The organism is Pseudarthrobacter lactosi (assembly GCF_055412785.1).
Map to the genome: position 1 here is coordinate 816,870 of NZ_JBVAYS010000001.1, position 22,896 is coordinate 839,765.

Sequence of the window (22,896 nt, forward strand, 5' to 3'; positions counted from 1 at the left end):
AGGGCGTTGCCTGGTCAGCTGGAGATGCCGCTGGCGATCAGGATGACGCCGGAAATAAGGGCCACAATCCCAAAGGCAAGGACGAGGACCTGCATTAGCCTGAGCCGCTTCGCGCGGGCCAGGCCTGCTGTTGCCGCATCCAGCGGCTCCAGCCCATGGGCTGACCGGGCCGGGATGCGCGGCAGGTCATCGAACAGGTCTTCCGGCTCCCCCGCTGGCAGATCGGCTACGACAGGCTGGACGGGGACGACGCGCTTCGGTGCCTCGGCCGCTCTGGCAGCAGCTTCCGCACGGGCGATCACCCTTGAACGGCCCGAAGCGGCTGCCTGTGCAGAATCAGCGGCCGGCGCCTTTGATGTAGTGGACGGCCGGCGGCCCTTTCCGCCTGGCCGGACCTTCGGTCCGGGGTGGGTCATCAGAGGCACGTAGGAGGTCGCCGGGGGTTTCATCACAGGACGGTCGACGCCAGGTACCTGCACGAATTCCAGCGGCGTCACCATGGCCAGGTTGTCGGCGGTGGCTGGACCAGTCTGGGGAACGGACTGCGTGGCCGTCACCGTAGAGGCAGCCTGCGTGCGCGCTGATGCTGACTCCGCCGGGGCGGCCTGCTCGGCCAGCTTCTGCTTGGCTATCGCCCGGCGGTTGAGTACCGCCGCACGCTCAGCCAAGGCGATCTGTTCCGCAAGGATGTCCGGATCCACTGCTTCGGGGTCCAGCGACGCTATGTGTTCCATCTTGGCCAGTTGGTTCTTGGCCTGCTCGGCGATGAGTGTGCGGGCCGCGAGTGCCTGCTCCACGCTCATGCCAGCCGGAATACCTGACCTCTTGGCCGGCGCGGCGGGCCCGGCTTTTTCGGCGGATACTGCGGGGCCGTGACCCGGCTTCGATGGGCCTGGCGTGGCCTGACCCGGTTTGGCCTGCCCTGGCTTAGGTTGGCTCGGCGCAGGTGGGCTTGGCAGTGGCTGCCCCATCGGAGCGGGAATGATGGGATTGGCCGATGTGACGGCCTGTTCCTTCAGTTGCTGGAGCCTCAGCTGCCTGCGGGTGGGAGGGCCGCCAGCAGAAAGCTGGCCCTCTTTCTCCTCAAGTTCCTTGATGGCACGAAGCGCCGCGCGATCGCGGGCCCGGATCTGTGAGGACCGCTCCGCCTGGGACTGTTCGGGAACCGAATCGACGGGGGCGTCAGCCGCGCGCCGTTGTTTTGAGGCAGGCGAAATCTGGCCCGGGCTGTTAGACCCGGGAGCCGTGTTCTCATCTCTGGCCTGCCGCAGTTCGCGGCGGCTGCGGACGGGGGGCTGTTCCTGACTCATTGGGGACTCATTCAGTACTGGCTGGCTCGTCTGGTTCGGTAGTTCGGACGACTTGGGGATCTGATCCCTCGGCGTACAGACCATATTTGGCAATGTATTGGACCACTCCGTCGGGCACGAGGTACCAGACGGGGTTGTTCCCGGCGACACGCACACGGCAGTCCGTGGACGAGATGGCCATGGCGGGCACTTCGAGGAGGCTGACGTCTTTGCGGCCCATGCCGTCAAGCACATGTCCCGGCCGTGTCACTCCGACAAAATGGGCCAGGGACCACAGCTCATCGATGTCCTTCCACGACAGGATCTGTGCCAGCGCATCCGCACCGGTGATGAAGAACAGATCAGCATCCGGACGCTGGGTCCGGAGATCCCGCAAGGTATCAATGGTATATGTGGGACCGGGCCGGTCAACATCCACTCTACTGACGGTGAAGCGGGGGTTCGATGCCGTGGCGATCACCGTCATGAGGTAGCGGTGCTCAGGCTCGCTGACCTGCTTGTGCGACTTCTGCCACGGCTGTCCCGTGGGGACGAAGACCACTTCATCCAGGCCGAACTTGGCGGCCACCTCACTGGCTGCAACAAGGTGGCCGTGGTGGATGGGATCAAACGTCCCGCCCATCACGCCCAGCCGCAGCCGCCCCTGCGCACCATCACGGTGCAGAACACGCGAAATGTCAGTGGCCTTGGCCGTGGTCGTGCTTGTTGGGGTGCTGGCGGTGCGGATCGGCGTGCTCTTCCGTTACCGTGTGACGGTTGCCCAGGTTGGAGTAGGACAGGGTGACAAACATCAACACCAGCAGGATGGCGAAAATGGTCACGCCGAAGACCCACGGCTCAGCCCAGATCGGAGCGGGCGCGTGTTCCCCGCCCTCGGCAACGGTCATGGCAATCTGCTGGAGCAGCATTTTCTCCCCTAAGGTTCAAGGATGTGGCAGCGGATTGTCCCGCCGTTCCGGACTTGTGTCTATATTACCGCGTTGCTACACGCGGACCTGGCCCTCGCCCTGAACGATCCACTTAGTGGTGGTGAGCTCAGTCAGTCCCATAGGACCGCGGGCGTGCAGCTTCTGCGTGGAGATGCCGACTTCAGCACCCAGGCCCAGTTCGCCGCCGTCGGTAAACCGCGTGGAGGCGTTGACAATGACCGCCGCTGAATCGATCTCTGCGATAAACCGCTCCGCATTGGCGAGGTTGTTGGTAAGGATGGCTTCGGTGTGGCCGGTAGTCCAGGTCCGGATGTGCCTGACGGCGTCATCCAGGCTGTCCACCATGGCCACGGCCAGGTCCAGGTCCATGTACTCGGTTCCCCAGTCCTCATCCGTTGCCGGCTCGGACTCGATGGAGGACGGCAGGGCTGCCCGGATGCGCTCGTCGGCATGGAGCGTGACGCCGGCAGCACGCAGCGCGGCGGCGACGGCGGGCAGCACGGTGGACCGCGAGTGGACCAGCAGGGTCTCCACGGTGTTGCAAACACTGGGCCGCTGGGTCTTGGCGTTAAGGAGGATCTCCACCGCCATTTCCTCGCTTGCAGATTCGTCGATGAAGATATGCACGTTGCCCTCACCGGTTTCGATAACCGGCACGGCAGCGTTCCGCACCACGGACTGGATCAGGTCCCGGCCGCCGCGCGGAATCAGGACATCAACGCGACCGCGCGCCCGCATCAGCGCATTCGCACCTTCACGGCCGTACTGGTCCACAGTCTGAACGGCGTCCGCCGGCAGCCCGACGGAGTCCAGGGCTTCGCGGAGAATCTGGACCAGCGCTTCGTTGGTGAAGGCGGCAGCCGTACCGCCGCGGAGGATGACGGCGTTCCCGCTCTTGAGGCCAAGGCCGGCTATGTCAACCGTGACGTTGGGACGGGCCTCGTATATGGCCGCCACCACTCCCATGGGAACGTTGATCTGGCGCAGGCGCAGCCCATTGGGTAGCGTCTGGCCCCGGACCACGTTTCCTACCGGATCCGGCAGGCCCGCCAGGTTCTCCAGGGAAGCCACGAGTCCGTCGATCCGGCTTTCGGTCAGGGTGAGGCGGTCCAGCAGGGCCGCCGACGTGCCGTTGGCTTGGCCTGCCGCGACGTCCTTGGCGTTGGCGGACAGAATGAAGTCCTTCCGGTCCAGCAGTGCAGCACCGATTGCCGCCAGGCCACTGTCCTTCAAGGCGCGGTTGGCCCCGGCCATCTGGCGGGCAGCCTGCCGTGAGCGGTCAGCGATGGCGTGGACGGCTGTCTCAACCTCCGCCGGAGTGGGGGTACTCCCCTGTTCCGGCTCGGAAGGAACCGCATTCGAATCGTTGGAAGTGCCAGGGGCTTGGGAAATCAGTGCCTCAGTCATCCTTCAAGTCTAAGCGAGCGGACCGCTCAGACCAGAACCAGGTCGTCGATGTGGACAACCTCACGGTCGAATCCGCGGCCCAGAGACTCGCCCAGTTCCACTGTGGAGCGGCCCAGCATCTGGGGAAGCTCTTCGGAAGAGTAATTAACCAAACCGCGTGCGATGACGGTACCGTCACCGGCCACCATCTCGACGGCGTCGCCGGCTTCGAAGGTGCCGTCCACCGATGAAATTCCGGCAGGGAGCAGCGAGTAGCGATTGTCCCGCACAGCATGCACGGCACCGTCGTCAAGAAAGAGCCGGCCCTGGACATGCGCCAGGTGGGCCAGCCACATCATCCGCACGGACTTCCGGCCGCTGTTGACGGTGAACCAGGTGCCGACGTCCTCTCCGGCAAGGGCGGCTGCGGCGTTGGCGGTGGAGGTGACCAGCGCCGGAATGCCGGAATCGGCGGCCATGATGGCAGCCTCGACCTTGGTCTGCATTCCGCCGGTGCCTACGCCTGCCTTGCCCGGCTTCCCGATGGTCACCGCCTCAAGATCTTCGGGGCCGTCCACTTGGGAGATGCGCTTGGCGCCCTTGGCTGGCGGGCCGTCGTATATCGAGTCGACGTCGGACAGCAGCAACAGGGCGTCGGCGCGGACCAGATGGGCCACGAGCGCTGAGAGCCTGTCGTTGTCGCCGAAACGGATCTTGTGCGTAGCGACGGTGTCGTTTTCGTTGACCACCGGCACCACGCCGAGGTTGAGGAGGCGGTTCAGTGCACGGAACGCGTTCGCGTGGTGGCTGCGACGCATGAGGTCATCTGCAGTCAGCAGCACCTGGCTGACGGTGACGCCGTGGGCGCCGAAGGCGTGCGTGTAGCGTGCCATGAGCAGGCCCTGGCCCACGCTGGCGGCGGCCTGCTGGGTCGCGAGGTCACGCGGACGCTTCACCAGACCGAGGGGCGCAAGCCCTGCGGAAATGGCTCCCGAGGAAACCAGGATAATTTCCGTGCCGGCGTTATGTTTGGCGGCCAAGACATCTGAGAGGGCGGTCAGGGACTCTTCCGAGATCCCGCCCTTGAGGCTGGTCAGCGACGACGACCCTACTTTGACAACGATCCGGCGGGCCCGGGCGAGCACACTGCGGTCGTCTTTGGGTTCCTCGATGATAACTGTGGAATTTTCGGTCATGTCACTCATCGTCAACGCCCAGTCCACTTTCAGTGACAGGCTTGGCAGCGCGGCGGCCGCTGACCGATTCGGTCCAGATCCCGGCCTTGCGCTCGGCTTCGAGCTCGGCGCGGGCGGCGGCCTTGGCATCCTTGCGTTCCTGCTGCTCGTCACGCTTCTGGCCACGGGTGGGGCGGTCGCCGACGTCCGCGAAACGGATATCCGTGCCACGCGGTGATGCGAGCATTTCGGCTCCGGCGCTCATGGTGGGCTCCCAGTCGAAGACCACGCCGTCATCTTCGCCGATCACGACTGCGTCGCCCGGCTTAGCGCCTTGCTTGAACAGTTCGTTTTCGACGCCGAGCTTGGCCAGGCGGTCTGCGAGGTAGCCGATGGCTTCCTCGTTCGTGAAGTCGGTCTGCTTGACCCAGCGGAGAGGCTTGTCGCCCAGTACGCGGAAGAGCGGTTCGAGGTTCTTTTCCTCGCGGCGGATCTTGAAGCCGGCCTCGTTGACGGCGCGGGGCCGCAGGATGGGGGGCTGGACCTTGGGCGGGGCGGCTGCGAGGGCGGCACGGGCGGCCTGGACGATTTCCGCCATGGCGAAGCCCAACTGGCGGAGACCCTCGTGGCTGGTGGCCGAGATCTCGAAGACCCGGTAGCCGCGTGACTCGAGTTCCGGGCGGACAAATTCAGCCATGTCCTTGCCGTCTGGAAGGTCCACCTTGTTCAAGGCGACCAGGCGCGGACGGTGGTTCAGCGGAACCACTTCGCCGTCGGCACCCGCGAAGCTCATGTCTACGGAGTACTTTTCCAGCTCGGCCTCGATGATGGCCAGGTCTGCCAACGGGTCACGGTCCGATTCCAGAGTGCCGCAGTCCAGTACGTGCACCAGGGCGGCGCAACGCTCCACATGGCGCAGGAAGTGGTGGCCCAGGCCCTTGCCTTCGCTGGCGCCCTCGATAAGGCCCGGAACGTCGGCAATGGTGAAGCGGACATCGCCGGACTGGACAACACCCAGGTTCGGGATCAGTGTGGTGAAGGGGTAGTCGGCGATCTTGGGCCGCGCGGCAGACATGGCCGCGATCAGGCTGGATTTGCCGGCAGAGGGGAAGCCCACCAACGCGATATCCGCGATGGACTTCAGTTCCAGTACAACGTCACGGGCGTCACCTTCGATGCCCAGCAGGGCGAAGCCCGGGGCACGGCGCTTCTGCGAGGACAGCGAAGCGTTACCCAGGCCGCCCTGGCCGCCGGCGGCCGCCACGTATTCTGCTCCTTCGCCGACCAGGTCTGCCAGGACGGTGCCGTCCTTGGATTTGACCACGGTGCCGTCGGGCACGGGCAGGATGAGGGTCTCGCCATTCTTGCCGCCGCGCCAGTCGCCCATACCGGACCCGCCGTTGGTGGCGTGGCGGTGCGGAGAGTGGTGGTAGTCGAGCAAGGTAGTGGTCTGGTGGTCAACGCGCAGGATGACGTTGCCGCCGTCGCCGCCGTTACCGCCGTCGGGACCGCCCAGTGGGATGAACTTCTCCCGGTGGACGGAGACACAGCCATGGCCGCCGGTACCGCCGGATACGTGCAGTACTACCCGGTCTACAAAGCTCGCCACGTGGATCTCCTCAGTGCTGTTTCCTGGACGCCCAAGGGCGCCAAGACGATTGTAATGCGGTTAAAAGAATAGTGGAGCGGACCAAATGGCCCGCTCCACCGTTTCAGAACTATTTGTTACTCTGCAGCTGCAGCAGCAACGATGTTAACTACGCGGCGACCGCGGCGGGTGCCGAACTGGACGGCTCCCGGGGCCAGGGCGAACAGTGTGTCGTCGCCGCCTCGGCCAACGCCGGCGCCCGGGTGGAAGTGGGTGCCACGCTGGCGGACGATGATCTCGCCTGCGGAAACTACCTGGCCGCCGAAGCGCTTGACGCCGAGGTACTGGGCGTTGGAGTCACGACCGTTGCGAGTGGAACTCGCGCCTTTTTTATGTGCCATTTGAAATGCCTGCCTTTAAATTCTGGGGAATCTGCTGAAGAACCTGAACAGTAACGGAGAGTTACTTGATACCCGTGATCTTGACCTTGGTCAATTCCTGACGGTGACCCTGGCGCTTCTTGTAACCGGTCTTGTTCTTGAACTTCTGGATGACAATCTTCGGACCACGGAGGTCTTCGAGGATCTCAGCCGTAACCGTTACCTTGGCCAGGTCCGCAGCAGCAGAGGTGACTTTGTCACCGTCTACCAGGAGCAGTGCGGGCAACTCAAAAGTGCTGCCGGCTCCACCGGGGACGCGGTTCAGGGTAACGAAGTCTCCAACGGAAACCTTCTCTTGGCGGCCGCCTGCGCGGACAATCGCGTACACCACTTGGGAACTCACTTCTCTCGACGTTTATTACTAAATTTGCGTGCTGAACCCGATTCCATATTTGGCTGGGTTCTCGCTGTGCCTCAACGCCGTGGGGTCGTAACCCAAGTGTTGGCGTAAGCACCGAAGATCTAGAATACGCTAATTTTGCCTTCGGCCGCAAATGAGGCTGGTTACGGTCGGTTGTCTGTGATAGGACCCACAAGCAGGTACTGCACTGACAATCTAAAACCGTGCCTGACTATCGTACAGGCCACGCGGGCCCCAGACTGTCAGGAATGAATTCGCGGCGCGTCGAAGAATTCCACCTCGAACCGGCACGAGTGCCTGAACGCCACGAGCATCGCCGCACGTTCATCTGCGGATGCACTCCGGCCGGCGTCGTCGGCCAAGGCGATCGCCTCGCGGGTGGCCTGCGCGAAGTCCTCGTCAGCATAGGCCCGCAGCCAGTCGGCATAGGGATGCGCCGCCGGTGCACCGGCCGCCAGGAACTCTGTGTGGAGGGACCGTCCCACCTCGGCGTACAGCCAGAAGCACGGCAGCACCGCCGCGACAAGGACCGCATAGCTGCCGGAGGCTGAGGCAGCCAGCAGGTGGTCCACATAAGACTTGGTGACAGGTCCAAGGACGGAGTCCACAGTCCTGGTACTCAGCCACGTGCGGTGCAGTTCGGATTCGACCTCAAGGCATTGCCGGGCAGATTTTGCCCAGAACAGCTGGGCGGCTTCCGTGGGCGCCAGCGCACTGGCCCGGGCCAGGACCCGCGAATAACCGTTGAGGTAGATGGCATCCTGGGCGAGGTAATAGGCGAACTGTTCCTCAGCCAGCGTGCCGGCCTCCAGATCGCGGATGAAATCCAGCCCGTAGATAGCCACAAGTTCCGGCTCCGCCGCCCGCCGCAGCGTCTGTGCGAATTCGCTGGCTCCCGGAACCTGTTGCATGTGGTGGAAGTGGTTGATGGGGCCGTTGCCCGTCCCCACCTCCAGTTGGTCGGCGGCCTGCAGCGCGCCGATCAGCCAAGGCTTCACTTGCCGGAGGGTGGCTTCCCAGTCTCCCAGTCTGGCCTGGGCCGTGGCCATGGCCGCCGACAGCGAGCAGCCGGTGCCGTGGCTGTTGCGGGTGGGGATCCTGTCCCCGCTCACTTCCACTACGTCGTGGGCGAGCAGCCCGGCGGCGTTGACCAAGGCATCCGGGCAGTCCCCGCCGTCGAGATGGCCGCCCTTGACCAGGACGGTGGCACCGGTCGCGGCGGACAACCGCTGCCCCTGTCCGAGCGCATCAGGCCAGCCCCGTGCCTGCGGCTCCCCTACCAGGATGGCCAATTCGGCCAGGTTGGGGGTGATCAGGTCCGCGAGCGGGAGAATCTCCCGCAGGGCTGCCTCAGCAGACTCCTGCAGCAGCCGGTCACCGCTCGTGGCCACCATCACCGGATCAAGAACGACGACGGCGGGACGCACCTTTTCCAGCCAGTCACGGACCACGCCAATCACCGCAGCGTCGCCCAGCATGCCGATCTTGACCGCGTCGATGGTGATGTCGTCGCTGATGGCATCGAGCTGCTGGCCCAGGAAGGATGCCGGGGGGACGTGAACCGCCCGGACCCCCTGCGTGTTTTGGACTGTCAGGGCCGTGATGGCCGCCATGCCATAGCCGCCAAGGGCCGCAATGCTCTTGAGATCGGCCTGGATCCCCGCGCCACCTGACGGGTCTGATCCGGCAATGGACAGCACCCGCGGGACGTCACGGAGCACCGGGACCTTGGCAGACAGGCCTGGCGCCGGCTGGACCTCAACCTGGTTGGCAGAGAATTTCGACAGAGCAGCCGCGGGCGGTGCAGGAGGAAGGACAGAAGTTGAAGCCAAAGGAGACATCCCTTCGCCGGTGCTAACCGGACAGGTTCAACGGGTGTGGATCTCAGCCGGCACTCTGCGCGGCACCCCGTGTCGATCACCAGCCTAGCGTTCCTCAGGACTTAACGCCGGACGCCCAGACGCAGCCCGTAATTCACGGGTACGTCCGGGCGCCGTTGTGGTGGCTTGCCCTGCTGTTAGTCAGAGCTCCGAGGCCGGAACCCCTACACCCAGGATGATGGGCGCGTCCGTGGCCGCTGGCTTGTCGGCCACAGCAGCATTGATGGGCTCCGGGGCCTTCGCGGCGTGGGTGTGTCCGACGGCAGCCGCCGTAACGGCTTCGTGATGCTCCACGGAGGTCGCGTTGGCTGCGCCCTGGGCACGGCTGGCACTCCGGTTCCGCCGGGGACGACGGGCGCGCGGCTCCTCGGTGTGGTCCGAGTAATCCTTCTCCGCCACGGCCGGCTGCTGCTGACGGGCAGCTTCGGCCGGCTGGCTGTCCGTTGACCGGGCCGCCGATGGCGTGCTTTCCGCTACAGGGGCCGGCTCGCCAAGGTGGGCGAAGGCCTCCGCGAGGCGGTCAAGCGTCAAAGCAGGTGCGTGCGCCTGGTCCTCGTGATGCGCTACGAACGGCAGTACCACCTGCTCGCCGCCGAACGTCAGCACAGCGGCCGGGCGGCCGTTGGAGTCCGTCTCAGGCCGCTCAGCCGGCACCGCCGCAGCGGGAGTCTGTACCGCTGCTGCTGATGCGTGGGCAACTTCGTCGTCGTGCAGGTGCGCAGCATGGGCTGCGGCCGCAATGTTCGCAAGCGCGGCCCGCGTGGCCTCAGCCTTCGCATGGCGCTCGGCATCACTGGGTTCCGGGTGGACCGTGTGGATCTGGACCGGAGCTGCCGGCGCCGTTTCCAGCGGCTGGCCGCCACGTCCGCGGCGGCGCTTCCGGTCATTGCGGCCACCCGGCTGGCTGTCCGGGCGCTGGCTGTCCGTGCGCGTGTTGTCGGTGCGCTGATCGTTGATGCGGGGTTCCTGCCGGCTGTCCACCCGCTGCACGTGGTGCTCAGCGGCTACGATGTTGGCGCGGCGGTGTTCCACGGGGTCGTCGTGGGTGACGATTCCGCGGCCTGCACAGGTTTCACACTGCTCCCCGAAGACTTCCAGGAGCCCGGTGCCCATGCGCTTTCGCGTCATCTGCACGAGTCCCAGCGAGGTCACTTCGGCAACCTGGTGCTTCGTCCGGTCGCGGCCCAAGCACTCCACCATACGGCGGAGAACCAGGTCTCGGTTGGATTCGAGGACCATATCGATGAAGTCGATAACGATGATGCCGCCGATGTCGCGGAGCCGGAGCTGCCGGACAACCTCTTCAGCTGCCTCAAGGTTGTTCTTCGTGACGGTTTCTTCGAGGTTGCCGCCGCTGCCGGTGAACTTGCCGGTGTTGACGTCCACCACTGTCATGGCTTCGGTGCGGTCGATGACCAGCGAGCCGCCCGAGGGCAGGAAGACCTTACGTTCCAGGGCTTTGTGGATCTGCTCGTCGATCCGCCACGCCGCGAAGATGTCAGTGTCCTTGGTCCACTTTTCCAGGCGGCCCACGAGGTCCGGGGCAACGTAGGTGACGTAGGCCTCGATGGTGTCCCAGGCCTCTTCGCCGGAGACGATCAGCTTGGAGAAGTCCTCGTTGAAGACGTCACGGACCACCTTGATGGTGAGGTCAGGTTCGCCGTAGAGCAGTTCCGGGGCGAGGATCTTGGTGGACGTGGACTGGCTTTCGATGCCCTCCCACTGCGCGCGCAGCCGGTTGATGTCGTGCGTGAGCTCCTCTTCCGAGGCGCCTTCGGCAGCGGTGCGGACGATGACTCCGGCGTGCTCCGGGAGGCGGTCCTTGAGGATGCGCTTGAGGCGGTTGCGCTCGACGTCGGGCAGTTTGCGGGAAATGCCGGTCATGGAGCCGCCGGGCACATATACGAGGTAGCGGCCGGGAAGCGAGATCTGGCTGGTCAGGCGTGCACCCTTATGGCCCACGGGGTCCTTGGTGACCTGGACCAGGACGGTGTCTCCGGACTTGAGCGCGTTTTCGATACGGCGCTGCTTGCCCTCGAGGTTCACGGCCTCCCAGTTCACTTCACCGGCATACAGGACGGCGTTGCGGCCGCGTCCGATGTCAACAAACGCCGCTTCCATGGACGGCAGGACGTTCTGCACCTTGCCAAGGTAGACGTTGCCGATCAGGGAGTCCTGCTGGGTCTTGGAGACAAAGTGCTCGGCCAGGACGCCGTCTTCGAGGACGGCGATCTGGATTCTGTCGTCGCGCTGGCGGACGATCATCTGCCGGTCAACTGATTCACGGCGGGCCAGGAACTCGGCCTCGGTGATGACGGTGCGGCGGCGGCCGGTGTCGCGGGATTCGCGGCGGCGCTGCTTCTTGGCTTCGAGGCGGGTGGAACCCTTGACGGACGTGACGCGGTTATTGACCGGCGCTTCCGCGGCGGCGCGGGGTGCGCGGACGCGGGTCACCGTGTTGGGCGGGTCGTCGCCTTCCCCTCCGGTCAGTTCCAGGTCCTGGTCGCCACGGCGGCGGCGACGACGACGACGGGACGTCACGCCTTCGTCGGCCTGCCCGGCGGATTCGTCATCGGTTTCTTCGGCTGCGCCGTCGTCACCTTCGCTATCGCCGTCGGCATCACTTTCGCCGGTGCGGCTGCGTCCGCGGCGACCACGGCTGCGGCGCCTGCGGCGGCCGTTGGCGTCGTCCGCTTCACCGTCTTCGGCGTCGTCCTCCTCCGGCTCTTCAACCGCGGCTGCAACCGGTGCGGGGCGGACCACGGTGCTGAGGTCAGGAGCCTGGAAAAGCACCGACGTGGTGGACGCCGGCTCAAGGAACAGGGAACTGAACGGGCTGGCAGGCTCGGCAGCAGTCGGCTCTTCAGCCGGCGCGGCGGCAGCAGACTTGGCCGGGGCGGCGGCCGTGACGGGCGCGGTGGCCTCCGCAGCTGCGGCTTCCCCTGCCTCCGGGGCCGGCGTTGCTGCAGCTTCGGGGGCTGCCTGCTCCTCAGCAGCTGATTGTTCTGCGGCCGCGGGGGCGACGTCGGGGGCCGAGGTTTTGCGCGTGGCCACGCGGCGGCGTCGGACAGGTTTGGTCTCCGCTGCAGCCTCAGGGGCTGCCGCTTCGGCCGCAGGTTCGATGACGGCGGGCTCTACGACGGTCTCGGTAACGACGGCGGCAGGTGCTTCCTGCACTTCAGCAGCGAACGCCGGTAACGGCTCGGCGGTGTCCACCTTCTTGCGTGCGCGGGTCCGGCGAACCGGCGCCTTGGGCTCGGGCGCCGTGTCCGCCGCAGGCTCAGCCTCGGCGGCGTCATTCAGCGGCGCGGCCTCCGCAGCCTTTGGCGCTGCCTTCCGACGAGTCCGGGTGACCTTCTTGGGCGCTTCCGCAGCCTCGACGGCGTCATCATTAACGGCTGGTGCTTGTTCGTTTTCCATATGTGGCAACACTCCTGCCCCTGACGTACCGCCACATCCGGCACCCATTGGGGCACATATTTGTCAAAACCCGCGGGCGTTGACAGAAGTCAAGTGGATACTCCCAGGTTCGCACCGACAGAGGGGTGCGGCAGCCCGTGGGAGCCGTCGGCTGTGTCCTGAAACCCGTTGTTCTACACGCCACAACCAGGTGCCGACCAATGGAATTGCGGGAAGCCGGATCAGAGAATCCGAAGCCTGCCCTGCTCATCATTGGCGGTCTTGAAACAAGCCACCGGACCGGAGTCCGAATGTGGGTCGGCCTCCAGCCATGATCATTCTCTCACACCCGGGCTCAAAGACGGCGGAAGCAAGGGCAAACGGATCAGTATGTGAGTGCCCGACTGAATGCTGCTTCCAGCCAGCGGCGTTACAATCGGGGCAAGGAGCACCCGAAGCAAAGGACGCCACACACCATGCCCAGCATTTCCTCCCACGGCACTGACACGCCGGCTGCCTCCATTGCGGCGGAGCCGTTGCCCGCCACACCAGGGACTGTGCCGCCGATGGCACGGAACCGGCCGTTCGGCTGGCTGATGGTCATCACCGGCGCCATCGGCTGGCTGGCCTCGGGAACCCTGGTCCTGGAAAAGCTCGCGGTCCTCGAGGACCCGAATCACGTCACAGCCTGCGACGTTAATCCTTGGATCTCCTGCGGCCAGGTCATGCAGACCTGGCAGAGCTCTGCGTTCGGGTTCCCCAACATGTTCATTGGCATCGTGGCGTTCGCCATCATCATCACCGTGGGCATGGCCCTGTTGTCCGGCGCCACGTTCGCCCGCTGGTACTGGGCAGGACTTCAGGCCGGCGTCACGCTCGGCTTCGCTTTTGTGGTGTGGCTCTGGTCCCAGGCCCTTTACGACATCCGCATCCTGTGCCCGTTCTGCATGATCGTCTGGGCCGCGATGATCCCGCTCTTCGTCTGGGTAACCGTCCGCAACGTCGTCCACGGAATTATCCCCGTCCCGTCCGGTGCTGCACGTGTGCTGGGCGAATCAGGCTGGATCATCACGGCTCTGCTGTACGTGGCGGTCATCGCCACCATCTTCTTCGCCTTCATCCAGGTGTTTGCCGGAACCTCGGGCTTCTAACGCTGGCCCGCAGCCGGCTTTGCAACCCAAAGCACCCCAAACAGCCCACAGCACCCCACAGCGCGAACGTACACTTGAGGCCCTGGTTTCCTAAGAAACCAGGGCCTCAAGTGTACGTTCGCGCCCTAAGTGGGCGGGCGGGACTTAGTCCTGGAACCAGATCTTGATTTCGCGCTCGGCCGAGTCCACGGAGTCGGAGCCGTGCACCAGGTTCTGCTGGACCTTCAGGCCCCAGTCGCGGCCGAAGTCGCCACGGATGGTGCCAGGGGCGGCAGTGGTGGGGTCGGTGGTCCCGGCCAGGGAACGGAAGCCTTCAATGACGCGGTGGCCTTCGAAGATCGCGGCCACAACCGGTCCACTGAGCATAAATTCAACAAGGGGCTCGTAGAACGGCTTGCCCACGTGCTCTTCGTAGTGCTGCTCCAACAGTTCCCGGCTGGCGTCGACCTTCTTCAGTTCAGCCAGGGTGTAGCCCTTGGCCTCAATGCGGCCCAGGATGGCGCCACTCAGGTTGCGGGCAACGCCGTCGGGCTTGATCAGTACCAGGGTGCGCTCAATGGTCATAGCTGCTCCAATGCGTAATGGGTGGTTTCGGGACAATTCTACGAGGCTTCCGGGGCGTCCCTGTGCGAAGCCGTCCACTCGGCCTGTTCGCGTTCGCGCTTTGCGGCTTCGGAATCGATCCTGATGCCGGTGCGGATTCCGTACCACCAAGCCATGCCGAACAGCGCGCCGACCAGGAACATCATGGGCTCAACGATGCCCGTCAGGATGAGCACAATCTGCAGGATCCAGCCAAGTCCCACGCCCCAGGGCTTGGACAAGACCGCGCAAGCCAGGATCATCACGGCGCTCAGCGCGATGCCGATCCCCAGGATCAGCGCCGGCGGAAACTCGCCGCGCTTCAGACCAAAGACGGCCAACGTGGCGAAAAAGACGACAAACGCTTCAAGCAGCAGGACGGTCGAGGCAAACATCACCTTGGTGGACCGGCGCTTCTTGGGCATTCCCGGCTGCCATTCACGCTGGGCCTTGGTCAGCTTGGCCACGGCTAGGCCTCCGTCTTTCCGAGCAGGATCCGGGCTTCGGCCACTAAGGTAATGGAACCTGTGACCAGGACGCCGCCGGAGAGGTCGTCATTGGCTTCAGCGCGTTCCACAGCCCATTCGAGGGCGTCGTCGAGCTTCTCAGCAATGTGGATATTGTCTTCTCCGAAGCCCATTTCGACGGCCAGTTCGGCCAGTTCGGCCGCGGGCACTGCCCTCGGCGAGTTGGACTGCGTGAAGCAGTATTCCTGGGCGATCTCGCCCAAGGATTCCTTGAGCTGGCGCAGGATCTCTTCGGCGTCCTTCTCCTTCAGGACTCCCACTACCGGCACCAGCCGGGTGAAGCTAAAGGCCTCCTGGATGGCTTCGGCCGAGACCCTGATGCCGTCCGGGTTGTGCGCCGCGTCCACGATGATTGTGGGCGCCGTGCGGACAACTTCAAGGCGGCCCGGGGACGTGACGGACGCGAAGGCTTCCTGGAGCACCTCGAAGTCGAGTTCCTTTTCGCCGCCGAAGAACGCTTCGAGGGCTGCCACCGCGACGGCAGCGTTCTGGGCCTGATGGGCGCCGTGCAGCGGCAGCAACAGTTCCGGGTACCGGCCGGCGATGCCCTGGATGCTCACCACCTGGCCACCCACGGCAACGGTCCGGGATTCGACGCCGAACTCCACGCCTTCGAACCGGAACGGGACTGCCACTTCCTTGGCTTTCTCGAGCAGCACCTGAGCAGCATCAACGGGCTGCGAGGCGCTGATGAGGTAGCCGCCGGGCTTGATGATGCCGGCCTTCTCGTAGGCAATCTCCTCGGTGGTATCGCCCAGCAGGTCGGTGTGGTCCAGGGAGATGGGGGTGACCACCGAAACCAGGCCGTCGCCCACGTTGGTGGCATCGGTGATGCCGCCCAAGCCCACCTCGATCACGGCCACGTTGACTGGCTGGTCCGCGAAGATCGCGAACCCCAGGATGGTCAGGCACTCGAAGTACGTCAGCCGGGGCTCCCCCGCAGCGGTAAGTTCGTCGTCGACGATCTGCAGGTACGGGCGGATCTCGTCCCAGATCCGGACGAACGTTGCGTCAGAGACGGGGTGGCCGTCGATGCTGATCCGTTCGGTGACCTTGGACAGATGCGGGCTGGTGTAGCGGCCGGTGCTCAGGCCGTGGGCGCGCAGCCCGGCCTCAATCATCCGGGCGGTGGAGGTCTTGCCGTTGGTGCCGGTCACATGGATGATCGGAAACGCCTTGTTGGGCTCCCCCAGTACATCCATCGCCCGGAACAGCGGCGCGAGACGTGGCTCCATCTTGTTTTCCGGTGCACGCCCCAGCAGCTCGGCGTAGACACTTTCCACGGAGAATTCGTCAGTCATGGCTCAGGCCTCTGCTTTTTCGACGGTGATGCGTGGTTCGCCTGACTCGGCCGGAACTGTGGCCAGCTCGAGGGTCAGCGTTTCGGTTTTGACCAGTTCGGCGTTGGCCAACAGGGCATCGAGCACGGTGGGAACGGCCGTAACGGTGGTCCGGATCCGGTCGCTCACGTTCAGTCCGGCGTCCTTGCGTGCCTGCTGGATGGCGCGGACCATGTCGCGTGCAGTGCCCTCGGCCTCAAGTTCGGGCGTGACCTCGGTGTTCAGGACCACGAAGCCTCCGCCTGGAAGGACTGCTACTGCTTTTCTTGCAACCGCAGTACCGCCCTCTGCCCCCGCCACCACCGTCTCCAGCGTGTACTCCTGCGGCTCCAGCTCCAGCCCGCCCGCAACAACGACTCCGTCGACACCGTCGATTGTTTGGACTGACCAGTCACCGGATTTGGCACCCTTGATGGCCTGCTGGACGTTTTTGCCCAGGCGCGGTCCCGCGGCACGGGCGTTGACCACGAGCTTCTGCTCGATGCCGAACTCCTCCGGGGAGGCGCTCTCGGCGTCGAGCAGGCGGACGGAGCGCAGGTTCAGTTCATCGGCGACGACGGCGGCAAAGCCTCCCAGCGCATCCGCGCCGGGTGCCACAACGGTCAGTTCCTGCAGCGGGAGCCGCACGCGCAGGTTGGCGGCCTTGCGCAGCGAGGATCCGGTGGAGCAGATCTGCTGCACACGGTCCATCGCTTCCACCAACGAAGCGTTGGCCGGGAACAGGTCAGCGTCCGGCCAGTCGGCCAGGTGCACGGAGCGGCCGCCGGTGAGGCCGCGCCAGATCTCCTCGGAGACCAGCGGCAGCAGCGAGGCGGCCACGCGGGACACGGTCTCCAGTGCCGTGTAGAGCGCATCGAACGCATCAGCGCTCTCATCAAAGAAGCGCTGGCGGCTGCGTCGGACGTACCAGTTCGTGAGCATGTCCAGGTAGCTGCGCAGTTCGTCGCAGGCGCCGGAGATGTCGTAGCTGTCCAGCTGGGCGGTCATGTTGCGGACCAGGTCGCCGGTGTTGGCCAGCAGGTACTGGTCAAGGGTGTCGGCGTAGCCGTCGTAGCGCAGTTTCGCCTCGTATCCGGCACCGGCGTTCGCGGCGTTGGTGTACAGCGTGAAGAAGCTGTAAACGTTCCACAGCGGCAGTATGACCTGGCGGACGCCGTCGCGGATTCCCTGTTCCGTGACCACCAGGTTGCCGCCGCGCAGGATGGGGCTGGACATCAGGAACCAGCGCATGGCGTCAGAGCCGTCGCGGTCCAGGACTTCGGAGACGTCCGGGTAGTTGCGCAGGCTCTTGGACATCTTCTGCCCGTCCGAGCCGAGCACGATGCCATGGCTGATGACATTCCGGAAGGCCGGCCGGTCAAACAGTGCGGTGGACAGGATGTGCAGCATGTAGAACCAGCCGCGGGTCTGGCCGATGTACTCCACGATGAAGTCCGCCGGGTTGTGCGTGTCGAACCAGGCTTCGTTCTGGAACGGGTAGTGCACCTGGCCGTACGGCATGGAGCCGGAGTCGAACCAGACGTCCAGGACGTCCTCCACCCGACGCATCACGGACTGCCCGTCTTCGGGGGTCCGGGGGTCGTCCGGGTTGGGGCGGGTCAGTTCGTCGATGAACGGCCGGTGCAGGTCGACCTGGCCGGCCTTGTTCAGCGGCAGGCGGCCGAAGTCGGCCTCGATTTCGGCCAGGGAGCCGTAGACGTCGGTGCGGGGGTACTCGGGGTCGCTGGACTGCCACACCGGGATGGGGCTGCCCCAGTAGCGGTTGCGGCTGATGGACCAGTCACGGGCGTTGGCCAACCATTTGCCGAACTGGCCGTCCTTGACGTTCCCGGGGATCCAGTTGATCTCCTGGTTCAGTTCGGACATCCGGTCCTTGAACTTGGTGACCTCCACGTACCAGGAGGACACGGCGCGGTAGATCAGGGGGTTGCGGCAGCGCCAGCAGTGCGGATAGCTGTGCTCGTAGCTGGCCTGGCGGACCAGCCGGCCCTGCGCGCGCAGCACCTGGGTGATGGGTTTGTTGGCCTCGAACACCTGAAGGCCCACGATGTCGTGCAGGTCGCCGTGGCTGAACAGCGGCAGGAACTTGGCGCCTTCATCCACGGACAGAACTACCGGGATGCCGGCCTCTTCACAAGCCTTCTGGTCGTCCTCACCGTAGGCCGGCGCCTGGTGGACAATGCCGGTGCCGTCGGTGGTGGTGACGTAGTCCGCCACGAGGAAGCGCCAGGCGTTCTGTGTCCCATACTTTTCGTCGTCGCGGAAGTCGTTCCACAGCGGCTCGTAGGACAGGCCGGCAAGTTCAGCACCGGTGTGGGTTGCCGTCACGGCGGCTTCGGCGGAATCCACATCCTCATAGCCCAGGTCCTTGGCGTACGCGGCCAGCAGGTCGGCGGCAAGGAGGAAGCTTCCGGTAACCGGGGCGTCCGGCGAAGCAGCCTTGACTCCGTTGGGTCCGGCGGGGAGCACAGCGTAGGTGATGGAGGGCCCGACGGCGAGCGCCAGGTTGGTGGGCAGCGTCCAGGGTGTGGTGGTCCAGGCGAGCGCCTGGACGCCGGCGAGCTGCTTCGAGAGCTCCGACTCCCCTTCCGTGATGGCGAACGTCACCGTGACAGTCTGGTCCTGGCGGTTCTTGTAGACGTCGTCGTCCATGCGCAGTTCATGGTTGGACAGCGGCGTTTCGTCCTTCCAGCAGTACGGCAGCACGCGGTAGCCGTTGTAGGTCAGGCCTTTTTCGTGCAGCTGCTTGAACGCCCAGAGGACCGATTCCATGTATTCGACGTTGAGCGTCTTGTAGTCGTTGTCGAAGTCCACCCAGCGGGCCTGGCGGGTGACGTAGCTCTTCCACTCATCGGCGTACTTCATCACAGAGGCACGGCAGGCGTCGTTGAACTTGTCGATGCCCATGGTCTCGATCTGGGTCTTGTCCGTCATGCCCAGCTGCTTCATGGCTTCCAGCTCAGCCGGCAGGCCGTGGGTGTCCCAGCCAAAGCGGCGTTCCACGCGGCGGCCGCGCTGGGTCTGGTAGCGGCCCACGAGGTCCTTGGCGTACCCGGTCAGGAGGTGGCCGTAGTGCGGCAGGCCGTTGGCGAACGGAGGACCGTCATAGAAGACGAATTCGTTGCTGCCCGGCTGCCCGCCGGGGGCGTCGGCGCTACGTTGGTCGATGCTGGCCTGGAAAGTGCCGTCCTCGTCCCAGTACTTCAGGATGCGCTCTTCAATCTCCGGGAACTTCACGGAGTGGGAGACACCGGCGGCAGCACCGCTCGAAACGGCAGCCGAAGGGGAGGCTGAGGCTTTGGGGTAATACGTCATTCTCGACATCCTGGGTTGAGCTGGTGAACCATTCAGCCGCTGCTGACTGGTTCCGTTCAGGATGCGAGGACGGCTCGTGTGCTGTCCTGGGACTGCACGCTGACCGCGGTACCACCTCACTTACCGGCACTCCACCACGCTCACTGGGGAGCTGTTGTTGCGCCGGCCGCTCATTACTGCTGTGACGGGCTTACCCGTCCGGTTCTAGTAACACCGGCTGCCAGATCCCTGGTGGTCAGTGCGTTCTTCCGGAAGCTCACCGGTGATCGCCGGGTCATAGCCATGTTTGAGTCTACTATCGCCTGCCCGTCTACCGCCATTCCCTCACACCCGCGCCCCCGCACCGGGACCAGGCTGGGGACTCGGTTGAGGATCGGGGCAGATTTAGGGCGCCAAGTCATTGGAGGATGCGTGCCTGCCCCGAATAATGAACCATATGCAGACGGCCGGTATGCGCAGGCAGGGCAAAGGGTTCCGGCGCGTCAGCGCTTGGTTCTGCTGGGCTGCTGCGGCAATCCTGTGCCTGCCGGGCACTGCGCTGGTAGTTCTGCGTTGGATCCCGTGGGACATCGGCACTCCGTGGATCCAGCTGCTGTCCCTGTTTCCCGCCAGCGTGCTGCCCACGGCGACAGCATGTGGGATAGCAATCGTTGCCGTGTGCCTGGATCCCCGGCCCACCCGGACTATCCTCGCCGCACTTGTGACAGCGGTACTGCTGCTGCAGCTGCTGGTGGTCGCGCCGCGCGTTATGTCAGCCGGGGGAACAACAACGGATCTTCAGGCTGCAGCGCCGGCTGACTCCCCCGGCACCGGCCGGACGGTGACGGTGATGGCCCTCAATGTGGGCTCAGGGGGCGTTGATGCCGGCGCGCTGCTCTCGCTGGCCCGCTCCAGGAACATCGACATCCTGGCCCTGCCGGAGCTCGCCCCGCCAGGGCTGGAAGCCCTCGCGGCTGCTGGGCTGGCCGCCCAATTCCCGTACCGTGCGCTGGACGTCGACTGGGCAGGCACGGGCAGCGCAATCCTTTCCCGGTTTCCGCTGGACTCCTCCGCACGGGTACCGGAAAGCAGTTTTTACCAAAGCAGGGCCAGGGCGGCCATTCCCGGCACATCCGGTGGCATCCACGTGACGGCCGTGCACATAGACTCGCCCCGGCCGGGGCATACACCGTTTTGGCGGAAAGAACTCCGGCAGCTGGGAGATCTCCAGCGGGCACTGCCCGGTTCGCCGGCCATCCTGCTGGGCGATTTCAATGCTGGCCACGACCACCGCGAGTTCCGGGAGCTTCTGGCCACCGGGCTTAAGGATGCAGCCCAAGCGGCCGGAAGGGGCCTGGCACCAACTTGGCCGTCCGGATCCGGCATCCCGCCGTTCGTAGCGCTGGACCATGTCCTCGTAACCCCGGACATCGAGGTCAGGGCTTTTGCGACCATCACTGTTCCCGGCACCGACCACTCCGCCGTCGTTGCAGAGCTCGCGGTTCCCTGATAGCTGCCTGACTCCCGCCAAACAGGCACGTCTGTGCCTAGACTCGGACCCATGACTTCCGCCCACGGCTTTCTCAGCATTGCCTGCCGCTGGCTGGCGTTCTTGGCTGTCCTGCCTGTCCTGGTACTGTCCGTGTTCCGGGCGATTCCGGCCGACTGGCCGGTGCTCGCGGTCCAGCTGCTGTCCTTCACCCCGTGGCTTGCGGTACCCGCTGCGCTGGCCACGATCCTGGCCGTTGCGGGCCGGAGCAGGTGGCTTCTGGTGTCCGCCGGAGCGCTTCTGCTGTGCCAGGTCTTCTGGCTCTTCCCCTTCGATGCGGCGCGCCCTGCCGCCGCTGCCGGTGCTGCTGTCAGCGCTGGAGCCACGGTGGAACTAACGGCGATGAACATCAACTCGGAGTTCGGCCAGGCGGACGCGGCCCGCATCGTGCAACTGGTCAAGGACAACCGCGTAGGCCTGCTGACGGTGCAGGAGCATTCGCAGGCCTTGGAGGACCGGCTGAGCACCGAGGGCCTGGACCGGCTCCTGACCCACCGGATCAGCGATCCCACGGATGACGGTGCCGGCAGCGCGGTGTACTCCAGTTATCCCCTCGAACTGGTGGGCATCCTCCCGGACACGCCGTTCCGGATGCCAACCGTGCGGCTTACAGCCACCACCGGCGGATCTGCAGCTGTCCTGGAAGTCACGAACGTCCATGCGCTACCGCCGGTTGATGTCAGAGTTGACCAGTGGCGCAGCGACCTGGCGGCCGTGGGTCGGCTGGCGGAACGTCCCGGCAACAGGCTGTTGATGGGTGACTTCAACGCCACCTATGACCACGCTGAGTTCCGGGCGCTGCTTGCCGCGGCCCCGGACGGTGCGGAACTGGTTGACGTGGGGATGGCGTCAGGATCCCGGCTGGTGCCCACCTGGCCGATGGAGGGTCCGCGGCTGCCCGGGATCGCCATCGACCACCTGGTGACCACGCCGCTGGTAGGGAGCACCGGATACCAGGTCCAGCGGGTGCCGGGCACGGACCACGCGGCTGTCCTGGCCACGCTCGCCGTCCCGGCAGGCTAAGCGACCGTCAAGAAGTCCCCGGATAAGCCACAGCGGATCAGTTCACCCCTTCCGGATCAGCTTGTGGGTGGCGGCCTGGGCAACCGGTCGGATCACAATCTGGTCCAGGTTGACGTGGTGCGGCGCGCTGACCGCGTAGCGCACCACGTCTGCCACGTCGGCCGCAGTCAGGGGCTTCTCCACGCCTTGGTAGATCCTCTCAGCAGCGCCCTTGTCGCCCAGCCGGTTGAGCGCGAACTCTTCGGTGCGGACCAGTCCGGGGGCTACCTCGATGACGCGGATGTTGTGCTCCGCCTCTTCCAGCCGGAGCGCACCGGTGAGTGCGTGTTGGGCAAACTTGGCGGCGTTGTAGCCGCCGCCGCCCTCGTAGGCCACGAGTCCGGCGGTCGACGTCAGGTTCAGGACAGTCCCCTCACCGTTGGCGCGGAGCATCGGCAGGAACGCCCGGGTGAGCTTCATGGTGCCGATGACGTTGACCCGGAACATCCATTCCCAGTCCTCGGTGTTGGCAGCGCCCACCAGATCAGCGCCGCGAGCCCCGCCGGCGATGTTGATGAGCGTCCCCACACCGCCCGCCGAGGTGACGCGGGCAAGCAGCCGGGCGACGTCGTCGTCCTCGGCGATGTCAGCAGGAATTCCGACGGCGCCTGTTTCAGCTTCCAGCGCGGCCAGCCGTTCGGCGCGGCGAGCCACAGCGAACACAGTCCAGCCTTCCGCCCGCAATGCCCGTACGGTCGCCTCGCCGATGCCGGTGCTGGCGCCGGTAACGATGGCCGCCCTGTTCTGGAGTGAATCGCTTGGTGAAGCGTGGCCTGATGCTGTCGCGTTGCGTGAATCCTCAGTCATGGCACCACCCTAACGGCAGCTCCGCCACCGGCGCTTGACTATGAACTCGAGTAACACCCCGGCGTCCCAAAAGTTTCCGCGGTTGCGCCCGCCTCCCGCATGCTGGGGGCAGGCTC

18 protein-coding genes and 1 riboswitch are annotated in these 22,896 nt (G+C 65.2%); of the genes, 3 read left to right on the forward strand and 15 right to left on the reverse strand.

Annotation, left to right across the window (positions count from 1 at the left end; all coding sequences use genetic code 11):
- Positions 1 to 14: 14 nt before the first annotated feature.
- From ACZY0Q_RS03760 to ACZY0Q_RS03805, 10 genes are all read right to left on the reverse strand, one after another.
- Positions 15 to 803: a hypothetical protein gene (locus ACZY0Q_RS03760; RefSeq protein WP_463914850.1), complete on the reverse strand. Its 789-nt coding sequence runs from the start codon at positions 801 to 803 to the stop codon at positions 15 to 17.
- Positions 804 to 1,317: 514 nt separating this feature from the next.
- Positions 1,318 to 1,947, reverse strand: coding sequence for a nicotinate-nucleotide adenylyltransferase (gene nadD, locus ACZY0Q_RS03765; RefSeq protein ID WP_463916243.1), 630 nt, complete (start codon positions 1,945 to 1,947; stop codon positions 1,318 to 1,320).
- Positions 1,948 to 1,987: 40 nt separating this feature from the next.
- A complete protein-coding gene (locus ACZY0Q_RS03770) occupies positions 1,988 to 2,218 on the reverse strand; it encodes a hypothetical protein (RefSeq protein ID WP_463914852.1) in 231 nt (76 codons plus the stop codon).
- Positions 2,219 to 2,293: 75 nt separating this feature from the next.
- Positions 2,294 to 3,646, reverse strand: coding sequence for a glutamate-5-semialdehyde dehydrogenase (locus tag ACZY0Q_RS03775; protein ID WP_463914854.1), 1,353 nt, complete (start codon positions 3,644 to 3,646; stop codon positions 2,294 to 2,296).
- A 26-nt stretch (positions 3,647 to 3,672) separates the two neighbouring features.
- Entirely contained in the window at positions 3,673 to 4,821 is a 1,149-nt protein-coding gene (gene proB, locus ACZY0Q_RS03780) for a glutamate 5-kinase (RefSeq protein ID WP_463914856.1), read from the reverse strand.
- Position 4,822: 1 nt separating this feature from the next.
- A complete protein-coding gene (gene obgE / locus ACZY0Q_RS03785; protein ID WP_463914858.1) occupies positions 4,823 to 6,409 on the reverse strand; it encodes a GTPase ObgE in 1,587 nt (528 codons plus the stop codon).
- A gap of 116 nt (positions 6,410 to 6,525) precedes the next feature.
- Positions 6,526 to 6,789, reverse strand: coding sequence for a 50S ribosomal protein L27 (rpmA, locus tag ACZY0Q_RS03790; RefSeq protein ID WP_056340543.1), 264 nt, complete (start codon positions 6,787 to 6,789; stop codon positions 6,526 to 6,528).
- A gap of 61 nt (positions 6,790 to 6,850) precedes the next feature.
- Entirely contained in the window at positions 6,851 to 7,159 is a 309-nt protein-coding gene (gene rplU, locus ACZY0Q_RS03795; RefSeq protein ID WP_018773353.1) for a 50S ribosomal protein L21, read from the reverse strand.
- Positions 7,160 to 7,431: 272 nt separating this feature from the next.
- Positions 7,432 to 9,030, reverse strand: a complete 1,599-nt coding sequence (gene thiD, locus ACZY0Q_RS03800; protein WP_463914861.1) for a bifunctional hydroxymethylpyrimidine kinase/phosphomethylpyrimidine kinase — start codon at positions 9,028 to 9,030, stop codon at positions 7,432 to 7,434.
- Positions 9,013 to 9,110, reverse strand: a riboswitch (TPP riboswitch). (Overlaps the previous gene by 18 nt.)
- A 100-nt stretch (positions 9,111 to 9,210) precedes the next feature.
- Positions 9,211 to 12,489, reverse strand: coding sequence for an Rne/Rng family ribonuclease (locus ACZY0Q_RS03805; RefSeq protein WP_463914863.1), 3,279 nt, complete (start codon positions 12,487 to 12,489; stop codon positions 9,211 to 9,213).
- 455 nt (positions 12,490 to 12,944) lie between these two features.
- Here ACZY0Q_RS03805 and ACZY0Q_RS03810 point away from each other — a divergent pair, with 455 nt between their 5' ends.
- A complete protein-coding gene (locus ACZY0Q_RS03810; RefSeq protein WP_463914865.1) occupies positions 12,945 to 13,619 on the forward strand; it encodes a vitamin K epoxide reductase family protein in 675 nt (224 codons plus the stop codon).
- Positions 13,620 to 13,763: 144 nt separating this feature from the next.
- On the opposite strand, the gene ndk is transcribed toward ACZY0Q_RS03810, so the two are convergent.
- The 4 genes from ndk to ileS are packed head-to-tail and all read right to left on the reverse strand — an operon-like array spanning position 13,764 to position 19,383.
- Positions 13,764 to 14,183 (reverse strand): nucleoside-diphosphate kinase, encoded by a 420-nt coding sequence (gene ndk / locus ACZY0Q_RS03815; RefSeq protein WP_058932211.1) that lies wholly within the window; start codon positions 14,181 to 14,183, stop codon positions 13,764 to 13,766.
- Between the two features lie 38 nt (positions 14,184 to 14,221).
- Positions 14,222 to 14,668 (reverse strand): DUF4233 domain-containing protein, encoded by a 447-nt coding sequence (locus ACZY0Q_RS03820; protein WP_463914867.1) that lies wholly within the window; start codon positions 14,666 to 14,668, stop codon positions 14,222 to 14,224.
- Positions 14,669 to 14,670: 2 nt separating this feature from the next.
- Positions 14,671 to 16,029, reverse strand: coding sequence for a bifunctional folylpolyglutamate synthase/dihydrofolate synthase (locus tag ACZY0Q_RS03825; protein ID WP_463914869.1), 1,359 nt, complete (start codon positions 16,027 to 16,029; stop codon positions 14,671 to 14,673).
- A gap of 3 nt (positions 16,030 to 16,032) precedes the next feature.
- Positions 16,033 to 19,383 (reverse strand): isoleucine--tRNA ligase, encoded by a 3,351-nt coding sequence (gene ileS / locus ACZY0Q_RS03830; protein WP_463914871.1) that lies wholly within the window; start codon positions 19,381 to 19,383, stop codon positions 16,033 to 16,035.
- A 436-nt stretch (positions 19,384 to 19,819) separates the two neighbouring features.
- Between ileS and ACZY0Q_RS03835 the strand changes: the two genes are divergently transcribed.
- Positions 19,820 to 20,872, forward strand: coding sequence for an endonuclease/exonuclease/phosphatase family protein (locus tag ACZY0Q_RS03835; RefSeq protein ID WP_463914872.1), 1,053 nt, complete (start codon positions 19,820 to 19,822; stop codon positions 20,870 to 20,872).
- A gap of 51 nt (positions 20,873 to 20,923) precedes the next feature.
- The gene (locus ACZY0Q_RS03840; RefSeq protein WP_463914873.1) at positions 20,924 to 21,934 is read left to right on the forward strand and encodes an endonuclease/exonuclease/phosphatase family protein; all 1,011 of its coding nucleotides are present in this window, start codon (positions 20,924 to 20,926) and stop codon (positions 21,932 to 21,934) included.
- Positions 21,935 to 21,976: 42 nt separating this feature from the next.
- Here ACZY0Q_RS03840 and ACZY0Q_RS03845 read toward each other — a convergent pair whose 3' ends face one another.
- Positions 21,977 to 22,780, reverse strand: coding sequence for an SDR family oxidoreductase (locus tag ACZY0Q_RS03845; RefSeq protein WP_463914875.1), 804 nt, complete (start codon positions 22,778 to 22,780; stop codon positions 21,977 to 21,979).
- Between the last annotated feature and the right edge of the window lie 116 nt (positions 22,781 to 22,896).